The following is a 17,865-nucleotide window of genomic DNA, read 5'->3' as shown; positions in this document are numbered from 1 at the left end:
GCGCGCGGTGGCGGACCGCCCGCAGGAAGAAGGGCTTTTGCGGTCGGCGTGCTCGGGGTACGATAGTGGACCTGGACCGCATCTTCGAGGCGTTCCCCGCGCCCTCCTACCGCGGGAACCAGGAGCAGGCGCTCCGGGACATCAGGGCGGCGTTCGAGTCGGGGAACGACGTCGTCCTGGTGCGTGCGCCGACGGGGAGCGGGAAGTCCCTGCTCGCGCGAGCGATCGCGGGCTGTGCCGACAAGGTGGACGAGGTCGCGCCGAGCGAGGCGGCGGGTGCGTACTACACGACGCCGCAGGTCAGCCAGCTCGACGACGTCGAGGGCGACGCGTTGCTCGACGACCTCTCGATCATCCGCGGGAAGTCGAACTACGACTGCATCCTCCCCGGGGAGACCGAGACGCCCGTCGACCGCGCGCCGTGCGTGCGCGAGTCCGGATACGACTGCTCGATCCAGCACCGCTGTCCGTACTTCTCGGATCGCGCGATCGCCTCCAACAGGTCGATCGCGGCGATGACGCTCGCGTACTTCATGCAGACCGCGGGCTCGGAGGTGTTCCGCAAGCGCGACGTGGTCGTGATCGACGAGGCCCACGGGCTCGCGGAGTGGGCTGAGATGTACGCGACCGTGGAACTGTCGCCGGAGACCGTCCCGATGTGGGACGACCTGAAGATCCCGGACCTCGACGGGGACGTCGAGCGTGCGGCGCGGTTCGCTGACAGCCTCCGCGGGACCGCGACCCGCCGGAAGGACGACCTGCTCGTCGAGAAGGAGTTGACGCCCGAGCAGGCGGCCGAACGCGACCGCTTGCAGGAACTCATCTCCGAACTCGGGTGGTTCGTGGACGACTACCGCGACCGCGAGAGCGCGACGGAGTGGGTGGTCGACCAGGCCGACGGCGAGGGATCGCCGGCGAACGTCAAGCCGATGAATCCCGAGCGGTACCTGAGCCACACCGTCTGGGAGCGCGGGAACAAGTTCGCGCTCCTGTCGGCGACGATGCTCGACAAGGACGCGTTCTGCCGGGGCGTCGGCCTCGACCCGTCGCGGGTCGCGCTCGTCGACGTCGGGCACACGTTCCCCGTGGAGAACCGACCGCTGTACGACGTCACGCAGGGGAAGATGACGTACGAGCACCGCGACGAGACCATCCCGAAGGTCGCGCGACTGATCGTCCAGTTGATGCAGCGTCACCCCGACGAGAAGGGGCTCGTGCACTGTCACAGCTACGCGATCCAGGAGCAGTTGCGCGAGCACCTCCGGGACCTCGGCGTCGGCGAGCGCGTGCGAGCGCACGGCAAAGCGGACCGGGACGCGGAACTGGACGTCTGGAAGGCCCGGAGCGACCCGGAGCTGTTCCTCTCGGTGAAGATGGAGGAGGCGCTGGACCTGGAGGGCGACCTCTGTCGCTGGCAGGTGCTCTGCAAGGCCCCCTACCTCAACACGGGCGATTCGCGCGTCGCACATCGCTTAGAGCAGGGCCAGTGGGCGTGGTACTACCGCGCGGCGCTCCGGACGGTCATTCAGGCCTGCGGTAGGGTCGTGCGGTCGCCGGAGGACGTCGGGCACACGTACGTCGCGGACGCGAGCCTGCTCGACCTGTTCGAGCGCGCGCGAACGGACATGCCGGACTGGTTCGCGGCGCAGGTCGACCGCATGAGTACGCCGTCGCTCCCGGACCTCTCCGCTCGCGAGGCGCTCGCGGGCATGGGCGGCGGCCGGCGGTCGTCCTCGTCGACGACGACCGGCGGGAGCGGTGACGGTGGCGACGGCAACGGCGGTGGCGACGGCGACGGGACCGGCGGCGACGGGAGCGACGGCTACTCGCGGGGACGGCGGCGCTCGCGCAAGCAGGGCTCGGAGATGGCGGACGTCTGGAATCACGACTAGGCGGCCCGGCCGCGGCGAGTGCGCCGGTCGGACGACGATTGGGCGAGAGCCGGCGGTCGGACGAGGATCGGCGGTCGGACGAGAGACGCCGCTCAGATGAGGGTGATGGCGTACGCGACGCCGGAGAGCACCATCATGCCGACCATGATGACGGCGATCACCTGTTGTCGGTCCATACGGGCGTGTTCTGTCCGCACCGGTTTGAACGATTCGGACGGTTCGGGGAGTGATTCGGACGTGTCCGGGAGCGAGTCGGACGCGTCGGGTCTCGATACCGAGTCAGGCGTCGGTGCCGTACGCGCGGGACTGCTCCTCGGGGTCGGGCGTGGTCTGCCGGTAGCGGGCAACGCGGAGGTAGATGTACGCGGCGGCGACGACGATCCCGGCCCACGTAAGGGAGGCGGCGAGCGCGCCCGTCACTGCGGCGGCGAGTTCGCCGACGACGCCGTCGAGCGGGCCGGTGAGCCACTCGAGGACGCCGGCGGCGAGTTCGCCGGCGAGTCGGAAGCCGAAGAGCAGTGCGACGACCGTGGCGGCCTCGCCGAGGACGGCGGACCGGTCTCGTTCTGGACGCATCGTGGTCCGGACTCGGGGCGTGGCGACGAAAGAGGGGCGGGGTCGTTCGCGCCGTTCACGACGGTTCAGGCGACCGTTCGTGCGACCGCGAGCGACGCGCTCGACGGCGCTCGTGAAGCATTGAACGACCGAAACGCGGTGCGTTGACAGGGGACGAACGCGGGTCCGCGGACTGCTCGACGAGAACCGAAGTCAGTGGACGGTGGCGTCGACGACGACGTGCGCGACGCCCTCGCTGTGGGACTTGACGCGGCGGACGGCGTCGACGGTCGCGTCCCGGCCGTGGTCGGCGGCGGCGTCGCGGACGCGGTCGGCGGGGCCGTCTGGGAGGTCGGACTCGTGGACGGCGGCGTGGACGTGCACGACGCCGCCGGGTTCGAGCGCGGACAGCGCGGCGTCGAGGTAGTCGAATGCCTCCTGCTCGCGGCCGCCGTCGTCGGTCTCCGACGCTTCTCCGCGGTCGCTCCCGTCGGCCTCGCTGACGCCGTAGTAGCCCATGACGACGCGGTCGGCGGTCGTCTCGACGTCGCGGCAGTCGCCGAGGATCGCCTGGAGGGTCCCGGTGACGTCGTTCAACTTGGCGTTCTCGACGAGGTACCGGTACGCCTCGGGGTTCAGTTCCACGGCGGTGACGTCTGCGCCCGCGCGAGCCATCGGGAGCGCGAAGTAGCCGATGCCGGCGAACATGTCGAACACGCGCTCGCCGTCGTCGACGACCTCGCCCATGTGGACGCGCTCGGCCTGATTCCCCGGGGAGAACATGACGGTCGCGCAGTCGAGCGCGTACCGCGTGCCGTGCTCGACGTGCACGGTCTCGGTGTCGCCGGTGCCAGCGATCACTTGGAGGTCGGGCGTGCGGTGGGTGCCGGTGACGCCGCGGCGGACGCAGACTGTGTCGGCGTCACCGTGTAATTCGAGGAGAGCGTCGCCGAGGTCGGCGTCGTCGCGGTAGTCGCCGTCGGCGACGAGGACGACGCTCCCGACGACCGCCCAGGACGCGGGCGCGGCCGCGATCTCGTCGTCGCTCCAGCCGCGCTCGCGGAGGTAGTCCGCGAGGTCCCGGGAGCGGTACTCGGGATCGGGCTGGCGGACCACCCGCCGGACGGCGGTGTCCTGTGGCGGTGCGGTGACGGGGAGCGCGACGGTGTCGGCGTCGAACGGACGGACTCGCCGGTCGTCGTCGTAGACGCCCTCGGCGCGGAGGCTCGCGGTCGCCACCTCCGCGCGGGGCTTCACGACGACCGCCGCGAGCGGTGCGTCGCGGTCGTCGCTCGCGGCGTCGAGCGCCAGCGTGTCTTCGCTTGCGCGCTCGCCGCCGGCGTCGCTCGTGGCGGCGTCGGGTGCGTGGGTCTCGGAGGCGGAGTCGGCGTCGTCGTTCGTCATTCGTCGGGGAGGACGTGCAGGCCCTTGCGGTGCCGGAGGACGGGGACCTCGGTGCCGGGGTCGGCGTCGAGGAAGTCGGGGCGCGGCACGGTCGTGGACTCGTACGTCTCGGGGTCGAGCACTTGCACGGCGTGCTCGTCCTCGTACGCGACGAGCGTCGTCTGGACGCCGTCGTCGATAGTCCCGAGTTTACGGGCGTCGGGGGCGTCGCCGACCTCGTAGCTCGCCTCGAAGCGCTCGCCGGTCGCGAGCCGGCGGCCCTTGAGGTTCCCCTGCACCGACCGAACGAGGATGGGGCCGTCGTCGTCGTCGGGGTCGATGACGTCGCCCGGCCGGAACTCGGGGAGGCGGACGGCGTACGTGACGCGGTACACTTCGTTCCCGTCCTCGTCTTCGGTGACGAGGGTCTCGTGGTCCTCCCAGTCGCCGCCGAACTCCTCGACGATCTTGCTCGCGACCTTCTTCCCGAGGTTCGTCGTCGACAGCTTGACGTCGAGGCCGTCGCCGTCCTCCGTCATCTTCGAGACGAACGCGTCCCGCGACCCCGTCGCCTCCATCGCACCGACGATGTCGTTCGCGATGTCCTTCGCGCGCTCGACCTCGTCGGTGTCCGGGAGGCGGTCGACGGCGCGAACCTGGACGACGCTCGCGTAGGCGTCCCCCGCGATGCGCCCGCAGCGCTGGCACGTCTGTCGCGCGATGCTCACCGGTACCGTGACGTGTGCTTCGCGGAACTGGCCGCGGACGATCCCCGAAAAGGAGCAGTGCATCTTGACGTTGTTCTGGTCGACCTGCTCGGGGTCGACCTCCCACGTGACGTCGTGCGCGTCGACGTGCACGGCGAGGGATTCGGCGACCTCGTCGATGGCGACGTCGGTGTAGTCCTTCGCGCCGACGTCCGTCCAGCGGTTCCCGCGGTGGACGGCACCACAGCGCGCGCAGACCTCGACCCGGAGCTCGTCGGGCGCGTTCACGAGCTCGAACTGGTCGAAGTAGCAGTCGTCGCAGACGCCGACCTCGGACTTCCCGAGCGGGTCCTGCGCGGCGTGCTCGCTGAGCGGCTCGCCACAGCGCGGGCAGAGCACGCTCGACCCCGAGTCTGCGTCCTCGTGACCGAGGAGTTCGTCGGCGGGACCGGTTTGGGTCTCCGCGTGGCCTGCGTCGTCGGTGTGGTCGTTCGGTTGGCTGTCGGCGGGGTCGGTGGTGTCGTCCGCGTCGGGTGGGCTGCTTGGGTCGTCGGCGTCGGCGTCCGCGTCGGTCATTACCCGATTCGTACGACGTTCGCGCCGAAAAGGCTCGCGGTCCGCGGTTCGTGCCTCGCGTCTTGCGGACCGGACTGCACCGCGCCGCGACGCACCGCTCGCAGCCTCGTCCTCCCCAACTGACGGCTCGCTCACGTCGTTCACTCGCCGACCTGTGTGAGAGCAAGCTCTCACATGCTCCCGCTCGTTACACTCGCGGGAACCTCGCACGCGGTCGCCGCCGCGCCGGCCCCACGGAACCGGCGCGGACGACGGCCCGCGCGCCGAACCGGTGGTTGCAGATTTCGCAGCGTGGGCCTTCGGGTGCTGTGTGTGCCTTCTGGTGCTAGGCCGTCAGAACTCTGCGAGTCGAATCCAGTCGATGACGGTGAGGACGAACCATGCCATCCACGCGCAGAACGCGACGAGCGCGGCGGTGAAGTACGCGGGCGAGGTGCCGACGGCGGCGGCGATCGCGAGCGCGCCAACGACGACGGCGAGTGCGAGCGCGTTTCGCTCTCGGTGGCGGAGCGCGGCGCGGACGGCGTCGGTCGCGGGTCGCTCGGGCACGAACGGCGGTGGGGGGCGACGCCACATAGTTCTCCCGCAGGCGACGGTGGGTGGCGACGGTGGACGCCGTCCGCGGCGAGGGTTCAAGTGCGATGCCGGGGCGACGTTCGACAGGCCTTTGCGGCCGCACCCCCCATGACTCTTCCAGTGACAGCGGACGCCAGCGACGACCCGACAGCGGACGCGAGCGACGGCGAGAGCGACGCGTCCGGGGACGATAACGCGTCCGGCGGCGAGGACGACGCGCCGGCGTGGCGGGACGTGTTCGGCCACCCCGAGCCGTACCCCGAGCAGGAGGACGGCATCGACGCGGCCATCGACACGGCGCGCGATGGCGGGTTCACGGTCCTCGAGGGTGCCTGTGGGACGGGGAAGACGATGCTCGCGCTCACCGCCGGATTGCACCTCGTGCGCGACCCGGATTCGGACGTCGAGCGCGTGATGGTGTTGACGAGCGTGAAGCAGCAGTTGCGGCAGTTCGAGACGGACCTAGAGACTATCAACGCGAACCTCCCCGGCGGCTACGAGCCGGTGAGTGCGATGACGCTCGTCGGGAAGGCCGACGTCTGCCCGTACGAGCGCGAGGGCGCTGCGGGGTTCGGGCAGGGGTCGGTGTACGACCGCTGCGAGACCCTGCGGGAGAAGACTCGCGACCTCACGGGCGAGGGCGGGGACACGTCGGCGGACTCGCTCGCGGGGCAGGCCCGCAGCCAGCAGGTCGACCTCGCCTCCGGTCCCTCGGCCAGCGCGGGCGCGACGTACCTCGAGAGCGCGAGCACGCCGTCGCCGTACCCGCGCGACATCCCCGAGTACGGCACGGACCGGTCGACGGTGGAGTACTGTCCGTTCTACGCGCAGTACCTCGCGGACCTTCCGGAGGACGGCGACCCCGGCGAGGCCATCCCCTTCGACGTGACGGACGCGGGCCTGATGCGCCCCGATGACCTCGTCTCCGCGGGGATGGAGTACGGGACGTGCCCGCACTCGCTGATGGGCGTCCTCCTGAACGAGGTGGAGGTCGTCGTCGGGAACTACTATCACGCGTTCGACCCGACGACGGTGGAGGCGTTCACGGGCGCGCTGCTGGACGACTCGACGTTCGTCGTCTGCGACGAGGCGCACATGCTCGAACCGAGGGTCAGGGACCTCGTGAGCGACGGCGTGGCCGACCGCACATTGCGGGACGCCGAGGCCGAGTTGACGCGGGTGATCCAGCCGGTCGCGTTCGACGAAGACGGAACCGGGGACGCGAGCCAGCACACGAAGGCGGACGCGGAACTGGTGCGGGGCGAGCTCGCGGACACGGACCTGGACGTCGACGACGTCCGCGCGACGCGGGACTTCATCCGGGACCTCCGCGAGGAGCTCTCCCGGCGCGTCGAGAACTACCTCGACCGCGAGCATCGCGGGTGGCGCGCGAACCTCCCGGACCTCCCTGACGCGGAGATCCCGCTCCGGGACCCGGAGACGCCCCAGGAGGACGAGTTGACGGAGTGGGCGGAGCGCGCAGGGTACGGTCCGAACTTCTGGACGACTGCGCAGACGGTCGGGCTGACCGCGCAGCGCATCCTGAACGAGAGCGAGGACGAGGAGAAGACGCGCGCGTGCGCCACGGCCGGGCGCGTGCTGGCGGCGTGGCAGACCCGCGACCACACGCGGTACTTCCGCGAGGTCGACCTGGAGCGGACGTGGGACGACGCGGAACCGCCGGAGACGTGGCGCAGGGCGTACAACGCCCGGCTGTCGATCCAGAACTGCGTGCCGTCGGACGTCCTGGCGGAGCACCTCGCGGAGTTCGGTGCGGGCGTCCTCATGTCGGCGACGCTGGAACCCCTGGACGTGTTCGCGGAGGTGACGGGATTGGACGCGCTCGAACGCGAGGGGCGGCCCGTGGAGACCAGGACCTACGGGCTGCACTTCCCGGCGGAGAACCGCGAGAGCTTCGCGGTCGCCGCGCCGAAGTTCACGTACCAGAACCGCGGGCCGACGCCGGAGCCGGGCCGGATCGAGCCGGCGGACGGCGGGAACGAGACGCGTCGGATGTACGTCGAGGCGGTGAGCGAGGTGGCGTGCGTCGACGGGAACGCACTCGTGGGGATGCCGAACTACGCGGAGGCGGCGTGGATGGCGAGCGCGCTCGAGGAGACGCTCGACAAGCCCGTGCTGCTCGACGAGTCCAGCGAGGACGACGCGACGGAGCGCCTGAAGGACGACTTCTTCGCGGGCGAGGGGAAGGTCCTCGTCACGTCGCTGCGCGGGACGCTGACGGAGGGCGTGGACTACGAGGGCGACCGGTTGCAGGCGGCGGTCGTCTGTGGCGTCCCGCTCGTGAACACCGCGAGCCCCCGCACCAAGGCAGTCCAGCGGGCGTACGACGACGCGTTCGGGAACGGGTTCGAGTACGCGCTCACGGTCCCGGCGGTCCGGAAGGCGCGGCAGGCGGTCGGGCGGGTCATCCGCGGCGTCGACGAGGTCGGCGTGCGCGTCCTCGTCGACGAACGCTACGCGCGGGACTCCTGGAACTCGGTGCGCGAGTTCATCCCCGAGGTCGAGCGCGAGGAGTTCCAACCAGTGAGTCCGGACATGCTCGACCTCGCGATGGACCGCTTCCGGTCGAAGCTCGACTGAGCCGCGACGCGAGACGGTCGCGACCCCTAGCCGTCCTCGACGGCGACGATGCGGGCGTCCGCGGGCCGGAACCCGACCGCGACCGCGTCGCCGTCGGGGCGGTCGGCGAGGTGGGCGACGACGTGGTGGCCGCGCCAGTCGCCGTCGACGCGCACGCGCTCGCCGAGGAACGCGGTCTGGTCGATCGCGAGTTCGATGCGGTTCGTCTCGACCGCGGGGTCGAGTGCGGCGGGTCGGACGGAGACGGTGACGTGGTCGCCGACGGCGAGCGTTCTCGCTGCGTCTCCTTCCGGGACGCCGCCGGCGACGGCGAACTCGGCGTCGCTCGCGGCGACGGTCACCGTGCCGTTGGTGGCGACGTTGGCGACGGTGCCGTCGAGGAGGTTGTTTTCGCCGACGAACCCGGCGACGAACCGGCTCGCTGGCTCGCGGTAGACGGTTTCGGGCGTCCCGACTTGCTCGATGCGGCCGTCGTTCACGACCGCGACGCGGTCGGAGACGGCGAGTGCTTCCTCCTGGTCGTGCGTGACGTAGACGGTCGTGATGGAGAGTTCGCGCTGGACGCGCCGGACCTGCCGGCGGAGGTGCTCGCGGAGGCGGGCGTCGAGCGCGCTCATCGGTTCGTCGAGCAGGAGGACGTCGGGGCCGGGCGCGAGCGCCCTGGCGAGCGCGATCCGTTGCTGTTGGCCGCCGGAGAGCGACGCGGGGTCCCGGTCGGCGAACTCCTCCATGTCGACGAGTTCGAGGAGGGTCCGGACGCGCTCGCTCGCCGTGACGTCGCCGGGCGGGTCCGCGAACTTGAGGCCGTACGCGACGTTCTCGCCGACAGTCATGTGCGGGAACAACGCGTAGTTCTGGAAGACGACGCCGACGCCGCGGTCCTCGGGCGGGACGGCGGTGACGTCGCGCTCACCGAACCGGACCGCGCCCGTCGTCGGCTGCTCGAATCCCGCGATTGTCCGGAGGGTCGTGGTCTTCCCGCACCCGCTCGGGCCGACGAGCGTGAAGAACTCGCCGTCCCGGATCGAGAGCGAGACGTCCTCGAGCGCGGTCGTGTCCCCGTACTCGACGGAGACGGCGTCGAGTTCGAGGCGCGTCATCGCTCCCACCTCTCTCCGGGTGCGGTCGCCGTCATCGCCCCACCTCGCCGACGTAGCCGCCGAGTCGGTCGACCGCGACGAAACTGACTGCGGTGACGGCGAGCAGCACGGACCCCATCGCCATCGCGGGGCCGAGCGTCCGGCCGAGGTAGCGTTCGACGGCGACGGGCATCGTCGCGGTGCTCGACTGGGTGGCGAGGATGACGGTGGAGTCGAACTCGCCCATGCTGATCGCGAACGCGAACGCCGCGCCGGCGAGCACGCCGGGCCAGACGAGCGGGAGCTGCACGTCGAGGAGCGCGCGAACGCGGGTGGCGCCGAGTGCCCTGGCCGATTCGACGAGCGACTGGTCGACCGCGGCGAGCTGCGGTTTGACGTTCCGGACGACGAAGGGGTAGGCGGCGACGGCGTGCGCGGCGACGACCGCGACCGGGCCCGTGACCTTGAGCGTGTACGGGCCGGGGAGGTCGATGCCGAACACGAGCCCGGTGAGGAGGCCGACGCCGAAGACGATGCCGGAGACGGCGACGGGGAGCATCGCGAGCGCGTCGACGAGCGTCCGGCCGCGGCCCGCCGTGCTGGAGACGACGGCGACGACGACGCCCATCGGGACGGCGACGGCGAGCGTGCCGGCGGCGAACGCGAGCGAGTTCAAGATCGCATCGAGGGGTTTCGTCTGGAACGCCGCGCCCGTGGTCTGGCGGTCGAGGAGGAACGCGTAGTGCTGGAGCGTGAACCCGCTCCCGTTCGTCAGCGACTCGGCGACGAGCGCGACGAGCGGGGCGAGGAAGAGCACGCCCGCGAACGCGCCGTACGCGAGGACGCCGAGTCGCTTCGCGTCCAGGTTCGCGAGGTCGGGGAGCAGTGGCTCGCGGTCGACGTCGCCGCCGGCGCTCCCGAGGCCGCTCCGCCCGGCCTCGTACCGGAGGTACGCGTACGTGAGCCCGAGCGAGATCGCGGTCTCGAGGACGGCGAGCGTCGCCGCCGTCGGGACGTCGAGGTTCGACGCGGCGGTGAACACCCAGACCTCGACGGTCGCGAGCTGGAGGCCGCCGAGCGCGAGCACGATCGGGAACGTCATGAACGTGAACACGAACGTGAGGAGCGCGCTCGCCATGACGGCGGGGAGCAACTGGGGGACGACGACGTCGCGGAACGCGCGCCGGCGGTCTGCGCCGAGGCTCCTGGCGGTTTCGACCATGCGCGCGTCGACGGACTCCCAGGCGCCGGTGGTGACGCGCGCGACGAGCGGTGCGTTGTAGAACGCGTGCGCCAGGATCACGACGAACAGGGGGTTCGTCTCCAGCAGCGACTGGTGGAGGCCGACGACGCCGAGGACGTCGTTGAGGAGTCCTGATTCGCCGAACGCGGCGTAGAACCCGGCGGCGACGAGGATGCCGGGGAGGACGAACGGGAGGATGGTGACGGAGCGGAGGGTGCGGCGGCCGCGGAACTCGAACGTCGCGAGGACGTACGCGGCGGGGAGGCCGACGACGACGCTCGCGATCGTCGACAGGAGCGCCTGCCACGCGGTGAACCCGAACAGGCCGGTCTCGACGCTCGGGAGGACCGGCGCGGGGTACGGGACGGGGCCGAACGTGGCGGTTCGGACGCCGAACCCCGCGAAGAATCCGGCGACGGCGGCGGCGTGCTCGCCGAACGCGAACGGCGAGTCGAGCACGCCCGCGAGCGCGCCGACGTAGAACTCGTCCGTGAGGACGGCCGCGAACCGCGCGAGCGAGAGGCGGCCGTCGACGCCGAACGCCTCCGCGAACACGACGCCGACGGGGACGTAGAGGACGAGTAGAAGGACGACTGCGGTCCCGGCGACGCCGACGGCGAGTCCGTGGTCGTCCACGAACCGGCGGACGCGAGTGCGGACGGCGGAGTCGACGGGAGCCCGAGACACGATTCTGGTTGCGGTAGGGGTCTAGTTAGGTCCAGCGGTCGATTCGGCCACCACGCTGCGAGACGGGCGTACCGCCGCGCGACGCACCGCCACGTCTGCGTGGCGCTGCGGGCAACGGAGTCAGTTGCTCGCGACGAGCCGGGACCACTCGTCGATCCAGCCCGAGAGGTTCCCCTTCAGCTGGTCGTAGCCGAGCGACACCGGGTTCTCGGGACGGTGCGCGTAGTCGCTGAACTCCGACGGGAGGTCGACGTGCTCGTCGGCGACGGCGGGGAACTGGACGTTCGCGAGCGCGATCGTCCGCTGTACCTCGCCGCGGAGTACGAAGTCCATGAACGCGTAGGCGAGGTCGGTCTCCTCGGTGCCCTGCACGAGCCCCATCCCTTCGGGGTTCGCGTACCCCTCGTCGTTCGGGAACGCGACCTGGTGCTTTTGCATGTTCTGGTCGTCGCGGTTCGCGTACACCTGGTCCGTGGAGTAGGAGACGACCATCGGTCGCTGATCGTCGAGGTACGCGCTGTAGGAGTCCCACCACGACCCGAGGATGCGGACGTCGTTCTCTAACAACTGCTCCCAGTAGTCGAGGTAGCCGTCGGGGCCCTTCTCGGCGATCGTCCAGAGCAGGAACGCCTGCCCGGTGTCCGTTCCTTGCGCGGTCTGTGCGAGGAGTTTGCCCGCGTAGGGCTCGGTGGTGAGTGCGTCGAGCATCGCGGGGGCGTCGACGTCGCGCTCGTCGTAGACGAGACTGATGTAGCCGGTGTCGTACGCGAGTGCGCGACCCTTCGGGTCGCCGAAGTCGAGGTCGTCGCGGACGTGACTCGCGCGCTCCATGCGGTCGGTGTCGAGCGCCTGGAACAGCCGCCTGTCGCCGAGGTTCTCGTCGATCCGGACGAGGTCGTCGACGTTCAGGCCGACGTAGACGTCGGCGTCGACGCTCGCGCCCTGCTGTCGGCGCTGGATGTACTCGTTCAGGCCGTTGCTCGGGACGGTGAACTCGACGGTGGCGTCCGGGTACTCCTCCTCGAAGCGCTGCTTGACGAACGCGCCGGGGGCGTCGTAGCTTTCGCTCGGTGCGTTCAGGAACGACTCGTAGGTCGCGACCGTGATGGTGCCCTCGAGGTCGGGTTCCGCGGTCGTGGTCGTCTCGCTCGTGGTGCCGGTTGCGTCGGTACCGGTCGTGGTTTCGGAGATTGTCGTGTCGGTGCTCTCGTTGCCATCGTCCTGGACGAGGCAGCCGGCGAGCCCCAGGGCGCCCGCGCTCCCGGTGGCCTGCAGGAAACGACGTCGTCTCATAACTGGGTGGTTGCACCGCGTGGTCTTAAGGAGCGTGATGTCGGACTCGAAACGTCGGGCGAACGAAAGCCGACGGCGGACGCAGTCGTGGGAATCGGTGTCGAACGGCCACGTCGGTTCGGGTTCGTTCGACGACCGAACCTCGACGGACGGACTCAGTCGCCGGTCTCGAGTGCGCCGTCGCGGTCGCGCCACTCGGTGAGCGAGCCCTCGAAGAAGTCGACGCGGTCGTAGCCGAGGTCCCGGAGGACGACGTACGTGTGACTGATGCGGCGGGCGGTGTTGCAGTAGAGGGCGACGCGCTTCTCGGACGTGATCCCGTGCGCGTCGAGGATCGCATGGAGTTCGGGTTCGGGGAGGAGGCCGCGGGTCTCGTCGTCGACGAGCGCCTTCCAGTCGAGGTTGACGGCGCCGGGGAGGTGGCCGTCCTCGTACTCCCCGTCGTCGCGGGTGTCGACGAAGACGACGCTGTCGCGGTCGCCGTCGAGGAGCGCGGCGACGGCGTCGGCGTCGATGAGCGGTCGGTCGTCGGGGACGGAGGCCTCGTAGTCGGTCGCGGCGGCGTCGGGGGCGTCGGTCGTGGTCGGGTGGTCGCGGTTGTACGCGGCGTAGTCGCCGTCCAGTAGGGCGACGTCGCGGTGGCCGTACATGAGCGCGGTGACGAGGAATCGGGCGGCGAACACGCCGTGGGTGTCGTCGTACGCGACGAGGACGTCGTCGCGCGCGACGCCGGCGTCCCGCATCACCTGCGCCCAGCGGTCGGCGCCGGGGAGCATCCCGACGTCGTCGTCGCCGTCGCTCCGGAACGAGTCGAAGGGGACGTTCACGGCCTCGGGGACGTGCCCGATGCCGTCGTACTCCCAGGCGTCGCGGACGTCGACGACGCTGACGTCCGGGTCGGCGGCGTGCGTGGCGAGCCAGTCGGCGTCGACGACCCAGGGGACACGTCGGCCGTCGCCGGAACCGGTCGAACCCTCGTCGCCGCTCCCGCTCCCGGTCGCGCCGTCCGTGATGGCGTCGTCGCTCCCGGCGCCGCCGTCCACGATGGCGTCCTCGGCGTCGGCGTCGTGCGATGCGTCGGTCATGCACGGGCGTTCTGCCGGCGAGGGGTTAGCCCCTCGGGTTTCGGCCGCCAGCCGCGGAACTCGTAGATAGCGGCAACAAAATCCTGTTATGTCGTCATCGTGTCCGTATCCAGTAACTACCAGGGGCGTGCCGGACCGTGCTCGTCGGCACCGATATCGCCGCACTGAGACCGTTCGAGCGACCGGGACCACGCGACCAAGTACCGGCAGCAAGTTCCGCTACGTTCCATGACAGGACACGACTGCCGGGGGGCGACTGGATATATGACGGGGCCCGTACGTAGTAGATGCATGACCGATTACGCAAACGACGTTCTCGTGACCGCGGACTGGGTCGAGGACAACCTCGACGCGTTCCAGGACGACGACTCCGACCACCGACTCGTGGAGGTCGACGTGGACACAGAGGCGTACGACGACGGCCACGCCCCCGGCGCCATCGGGTTCAACTGGGAGACGCAACTCCAGGACCAGACCACGCGCGACATCCTGAGCAAGGACGACTTCGAGGACCTCCTCGGGAGTCACGGCATCGGCGAGGACGACACCGTCGTCCTCTACGGCGACAACTCGAACTGGTTCGCGGCGTACACGTACTGGCAGTTCAAGTACTACGGTCACGACGACGTGAAGCTCATGGACGGCGGCCGCGACTACTGGCTCGAGAACGACTATCCGCTCACGGAGGAGGTCCCCGAGTTCAGCGAGAAGTCCTACGACGCGAGCGGGCCGCGCGAGAGCATCCGCGCGTACAAGGAGGACGTCGAGAACGCCATCGACCGCGGCGTTCCGCTCGTGGACGTCCGGTCGCCCGAGGAGTTCAGTGGCGAGATCCTCGCGCCCCCGGGCCTCCAGGAGACCGCGCAGCGCGGCGGCCACATCCCCGGCGCGAAGAACATCTCGTGGGCGGCCGTGACGAACGACGACGGGACGTTCAAGTCGTTCGACGAGATCCAGGACCTCTACGCCGACGAGGGCATCGACGGCGACTCGACGACGGTCGCGTACTGCCGGATCGGCGAGCGCTCGTCGGTCGCGTGGTTCGCGCTCCACGAACTCCTCGGGTACGAGGACACCATCAACTACGACGGCTCCTGGACCGAGTGGGGGAACCTCGTGGGCGCGCCCGTCGAGACGGGCAGCGGCGAGTAAGCAGGCAAACGACACCGCTCCGGCCGTAGCGACCACGAGGGTCGCGTTCGCGGGCCGGTTGCGTTCGCGGGCCGGTTGCGTTCGCGGGCCGGTACCGGCCTCGTTCCGCTCCTTCGAAGCTTCGACCCGTCGATCGACGCGTGCGGTGAGCGCTGGTCGCCCCACGCGAGGCGGTCACCGGTCGACCCGTGGGGTGCGCTGGCTGAAGGCAACGACTTTGTATCACGTCGCCAACGCGTCCTGCATGAAACGCCGAGCCGTACTCGGGCTCTTCCTCGCGACGAGCGGCTGTCTCGAACTGGAGTCCGCCGACGACGCGACGACTGCGACGACTGCGACGACGGCGACGACTGCGACGACGGCGACCACGACCGAAGGGACGACGGAATCCCCCGAGACGGAGACGACAGACGCGGCGACCGAGGAGGAACCGACGGAGACGACCGAGTCGTTGCCAGAACCGCAGACGCCGGGGAATCTGCGGTGGGAGGAGCGGCTGCGGGCGCCGGTCGAGACCGGCGTCACGCAGACTGGTGATCGCGCGCTCGTCGGCGCCGCGGACGATCAAGTGCGGGCGTTCGACGCCGCCGACGGGAGCGTCGCGTGGTCGGCGTCGCTGCCGAGCGAGCCGTCGGGGGACGTCGTCGTCGCGGACGGGACGGGGTACGCGACGACGTTCCGGGGGACGGTCGCGGTCGACGCCTCGACCGGCCGCAAGCGGTGGGCGGCGGACGCTGGCGGTCGGCCGACGCCGCTCGTCGCGGACGGGACGCTGTACGCGCCGGACAACGACGAGGTGGTGCGTGCGATCGACGTGAACGACGGCACGGTCGAGTGGCGGTTCGAGGCGGCGGGTGGCAATCCGCTGACGCCGGTTCTCGTCGACGGCACGCTCGTCTTCGGCGGCCTCAAGGGGTTCGAGTGGTCGGACGGTAGCGGACGACTGTACGGGCTCGATCCGGCGACGGGCGAGGAGCGCTGGCGTCGCGAGTTCCCGGAGGGACCGCTCGGGTTCCAGTCGTCGCTCGCCGCGCTCGACGGCCTCGCGTTCCTCTCGGTGGAGGGCGATCGCGTGCTCGCGATAGACCCCGCGAGCGGCGAGACGGTGTGGGAGCGCACGCACGCGGACGATTCGCGGGCAAGCGGGCTGACCGTCGTCGACGGCCGCCTGTTCGTCGGCGGACAGCTCGGCGAGCGAGATCCCGCGACGGGCGAATGGGTGTGGCGCCTCGACGACGGGCACGTCTGGCGGCTGGCGTACGACGACGCGAGGGACGAACTCGTCGGGTTCGACGTCGCCGGCGACCGCGTCCTCGTCGTCGACCCGAGTGCGGGCGAACGCGTCCGCGAGTACGCGTACGAGCCGGCCGATTACGTCACCGGGCTCCACCCCTTCGACGATACGCTCGTCGTCGCGGACGGGACGTACGTCCGCGGCCTCTGGCACACCGCCGCCGACTGACTGCGCCGCGAGCAGGAGTCGCGGGGGCCGCGGCCGGTCGTCGCGGTCGTCGGTGCGGTCGCTCCTCGCGGTCAGTCGTCGCGGACGAGCGCGTGCCCGGTGACAGTGGAGCCGTCCGCGGTGACGACGCGGGTCGCGGCGGCGGCGAGGACGTCTGTCCGGCCGCGCTCGAGGCTCGTACGCTGTGCGCCGTCGGCGCGAGCGAGCACGGCGACGTCGCCGCCGTCGACCGACGCGAACAGCGCGTCGCCGGCGGCCGCGACTTGCGTCACCGGCCCCGCGATCTGCGTCCGCCAGCGTTCGCTGCCGTCGCGTTCGATGGCGTACACGGACGCGTCCCCCGAGCCCGCGTACACGACGCCGTCGCCGGGAACGAGCCGCGTCTGGAAGTCGTCGAAGGGCTCGAAGAACCACGCCTCGGCGCCGGTCGCGCGGTCGTACGCGGCGAGCCCTGGCGACCGGTGCGCGTAGACGAGGTCGTCGCCGACGAGGAGCGAATCCGGGCGGCTGAGATTGAGGTTCGCGTGCGCGCCCCACTGCTTCGCGCCGCCGTCGAGCGCGTACGCGGCGACGCCGTTCGTGTACCCGACGTACGCGACGTCGTCGACGACCGCGATCCCGACGGCGTCGTCGTAGTCCGCGGTGGCGTCCTCGTCAGTGACGCGCCAGTCGACGTCGCCGGTGTCGGCGTTCAGGCGGACCACCGACGGCCGGACGTCGTCGTCGTCGCCGGTCCCCGCGATGACGGCGTCGTCCGCGACCGCGGGCCGCCCGACGACCGCGCCGTCGATTCCCTGCCGCCACCGGACCGCACCGTCGGCGTCGACGGCCGCGACGTCGCCGCCCTTCGTTCCGAGGACCGCGCCGCCGTCGGGGAGCGGGGTCGCGGTGACGACGGTGTCCTCCTCCAGAGCCGTCCAGCGTCGATCGCCCGCGTCGGCGGCGAGCGCGGTCGCGCCGTCGGCCGCGGAACTCCACGACTGGGACTTCACGACGACGGCGTCGCTGCCGACGCTCGCGTCGAAGTTGCTGCCGGCGTCGTGCGTCCAGTCGGCTTCGAGGCCGGTCACCGGGCCGGACGGCTCCGTCGTCGCCTCGGTCGTCGTCGCTTCCTCGGTCTCGATCGCTGTGTCGGTCGTCGATGTCGCTGCGTCCGCCGTCGTCGATTCGTTCGTCGTCTCGGCGTCTTCGCCGGACAGCCGCAGGCAACCGGCCACGGCGAGCGTTCCGGAGGCGGCGAGGAACTGCCGTCGGTCCATACCAGTGGTCGAGAGACCGACATCAAGAAGGTTGTCGGTCGGTCGACGTCGTTCGTCATCTGGGTGGAGCAGCCAGCCGCGGCTCGCGGGACTGCGACCGCACCGCAGCCACGCCCTCCCCAGCCGACGCCGCCCGTCACTTCGTTCGGTCGGCGTCCCTCGCACGCGTCGTCGCGGCGTCTCGCCACGGGCTCGACGCCGCGAGCGGCTCGCGCGCCAGGCCAGTGGAAGAGGTTCGATGCGTCACGGTGCCTCGATTCGAACTCGGGATCGAGTGAAGGCTCGGCATCCGCGACCAGTACGCCTTTCTCGCGT

Annotated in this window: 13 protein-coding genes; 4 read left to right on the top strand and 9 right to left on the bottom strand. The window is 70.8% G+C overall.

Annotated elements, in window-relative coordinates; all coding sequences use genetic code 11:
• The first annotated feature begins 65 nt into the window (after positions 1–65).
• Positions 66–1,892 (top strand): ATP-dependent DNA helicase, encoded by a 1,827-nt coding sequence (locus G9C85_RS17295; protein WP_166042298.1) that lies wholly within the window; start codon positions 66–68, stop codon positions 1,890–1,892.
• Between the two features lie 279 nt (positions 1,893–2,171).
• Here the strand turns inward: G9C85_RS17295 and G9C85_RS17290 are convergent, their stop codons facing one another.
• The 4 genes from G9C85_RS17290 to G9C85_RS17275 form a co-directional block, all read right to left on the bottom strand.
• Complete coding sequence (locus G9C85_RS17290; protein WP_166042296.1) at positions 2,172–2,468, bottom strand: hypothetical protein; 297 nt, start codon at positions 2,466–2,468, stop codon at positions 2,172–2,174.
• Positions 2,469–2,660: 192 nt separating this feature from the next.
• Positions 2,661–3,851: a class I SAM-dependent methyltransferase family protein gene (locus G9C85_RS17285; protein ID WP_166042293.1), complete on the bottom strand. Its 1,191-nt coding sequence runs from the start codon at positions 3,849–3,851 to the stop codon at positions 2,661–2,663.
• Positions 3,848–5,113 carry a 60S ribosomal export protein NMD3 gene (locus G9C85_RS17280; protein ID WP_166042291.1) on the bottom strand — a complete coding sequence of 422 codons (1,266 nt, stop codon included), beginning with the start codon at positions 5,111–5,113 and terminating at the stop codon, positions 3,848–3,850. The genes G9C85_RS17285 and G9C85_RS17280 overlap by 4 nt, the downstream gene beginning before the upstream one ends.
• A gap of 333 nt (positions 5,114–5,446) precedes the next feature.
• Positions 5,447–5,662 carry a hypothetical protein gene (locus G9C85_RS17275; RefSeq protein ID WP_166042288.1) on the bottom strand — a complete coding sequence of 72 codons (216 nt, stop codon included), beginning with the start codon at positions 5,660–5,662 and terminating at the stop codon, positions 5,447–5,449.
• Between the two features lie 261 nt (positions 5,663–5,923).
• Between G9C85_RS17275 and G9C85_RS17270 the strand changes: the two genes are divergently transcribed.
• Positions 5,924–8,290: an ATP-dependent DNA helicase gene (locus G9C85_RS17270; RefSeq protein WP_369680842.1), complete on the top strand. Its 2,367-nt coding sequence runs from the start codon at positions 5,924–5,926 to the stop codon at positions 8,288–8,290.
• 26 nt (positions 8,291–8,316) lie between these two features.
• Here the strand turns inward: G9C85_RS17270 and G9C85_RS17265 are convergent, their stop codons facing one another.
• The 4 genes from G9C85_RS17265 to G9C85_RS17250 form a co-directional block, all read right to left on the bottom strand.
• Entirely contained in the window at positions 8,317–9,390 is a 1,074-nt protein-coding gene (locus G9C85_RS17265; RefSeq protein ID WP_166042283.1) for an ABC transporter ATP-binding protein, read from the bottom strand.
• Between the two features lie 31 nt (positions 9,391–9,421).
• Entirely contained in the window at positions 9,422–11,299 is a 1,878-nt protein-coding gene (locus G9C85_RS17260) for an ABC transporter permease (RefSeq protein WP_369680839.1), read from the bottom strand.
• 120 nt (positions 11,300–11,419) lie between these two features.
• The gene (locus tag G9C85_RS17255) at positions 11,420–12,592 is read right to left on the bottom strand and encodes a thiamine ABC transporter substrate binding subunit (RefSeq protein ID WP_166042282.1); all 1,173 of its coding nucleotides are present in this window, start codon (positions 12,590–12,592) and stop codon (positions 11,420–11,422) included.
• 155 nt (positions 12,593–12,747) lie between these two features.
• Complete coding sequence (locus G9C85_RS17250) at positions 12,748–13,677, bottom strand: sulfurtransferase (protein WP_166042280.1); 930 nt, start codon at positions 13,675–13,677, stop codon at positions 12,748–12,750.
• A 291-nt stretch (positions 13,678–13,968) separates the two neighbouring features.
• On the opposite strand from G9C85_RS17250, the gene G9C85_RS17245 reads away from it, so the two are divergent.
• Positions 13,969–14,829, top strand: coding sequence for a sulfurtransferase (locus G9C85_RS17245; RefSeq protein WP_166042278.1), 861 nt, complete (start codon positions 13,969–13,971; stop codon positions 14,827–14,829).
• A 244-nt stretch (positions 14,830–15,073) separates the two neighbouring features.
• Positions 15,074–16,291 carry a PQQ-binding-like beta-propeller repeat protein gene (locus tag G9C85_RS17240; protein WP_166042276.1) on the top strand — a complete coding sequence of 406 codons (1,218 nt, stop codon included), beginning with the start codon at positions 15,074–15,076 and terminating at the stop codon, positions 16,289–16,291.
• Between the two features lie 71 nt (positions 16,292–16,362).
• On the opposite strand, the gene G9C85_RS17235 is transcribed toward G9C85_RS17240, so the two are convergent.
• Positions 16,363–17,550, bottom strand: coding sequence for a PQQ-binding-like beta-propeller repeat protein (locus G9C85_RS17235; protein WP_166042274.1), 1,188 nt, complete (start codon positions 17,548–17,550; stop codon positions 16,363–16,365).
• Positions 17,551–17,865 lie beyond the last annotated feature (315 nt).

It is taken from the genome of Halorubellus sp. JP-L1 (genome assembly GCF_011440375.1).
GTDB lineage: Archaea > Halobacteriota > Halobacteria > Halobacteriales > Natrialbaceae > Halorubellus.
The sequence above is the reverse complement of the archived record's forward strand: the minus strand, read 5'-3'. Positions and strand labels throughout refer to the sequence as shown.

Coding starts and splice junctions, on each gene's coding strand:
- G9C85_RS17290 (WP_166042296.1), bottom strand. CDS start 2,468: ATGCGTCCAGAACGAGACCGGTCCGCCGTCCTCGGCGAGGCCGCCACG.
- G9C85_RS17285 (WP_166042293.1), bottom strand. CDS start 3,851: ATGACGAACGACGACGCCGACTCCGCCTCCGAGACCCACGCACCCGAC.
- G9C85_RS17280 (WP_166042291.1), bottom strand. CDS start 5,113: ATGACCGACGCGGACGCCGACGCCGACGACCCAAGCAGCCCACCCGAC.
- G9C85_RS17265 (WP_166042283.1), bottom strand. CDS start 9,390: ATGACGCGCCTCGAACTCGACGCCGTCTCCGTCGAGTACGGGGACACG.
- G9C85_RS17255 (WP_166042282.1), bottom strand. CDS start 12,592: ATGAGACGACGTCGTTTCCTGCAGGCCACCGGGAGCGCGGGCGCCCTG.
- G9C85_RS17250 (WP_166042280.1), bottom strand. CDS start 13,677: ATGACCGACGCATCGCACGACGCCGACGCCGAGGACGCCATCGTGGAC.
- G9C85_RS17245 (WP_166042278.1), top strand. CDS start 13,969: ATGACCGATTACGCAAACGACGTTCTCGTGACCGCGGACTGGGTCGAG.
- G9C85_RS17240 (WP_166042276.1), top strand. CDS start 15,074: ATGAAACGCCGAGCCGTACTCGGGCTCTTCCTCGCGACGAGCGGCTGT.
- G9C85_RS17235 (WP_166042274.1), bottom strand. CDS start 17,550: ATGGACCGACGGCAGTTCCTCGCCGCCTCCGGAACGCTCGCCGTGGCC.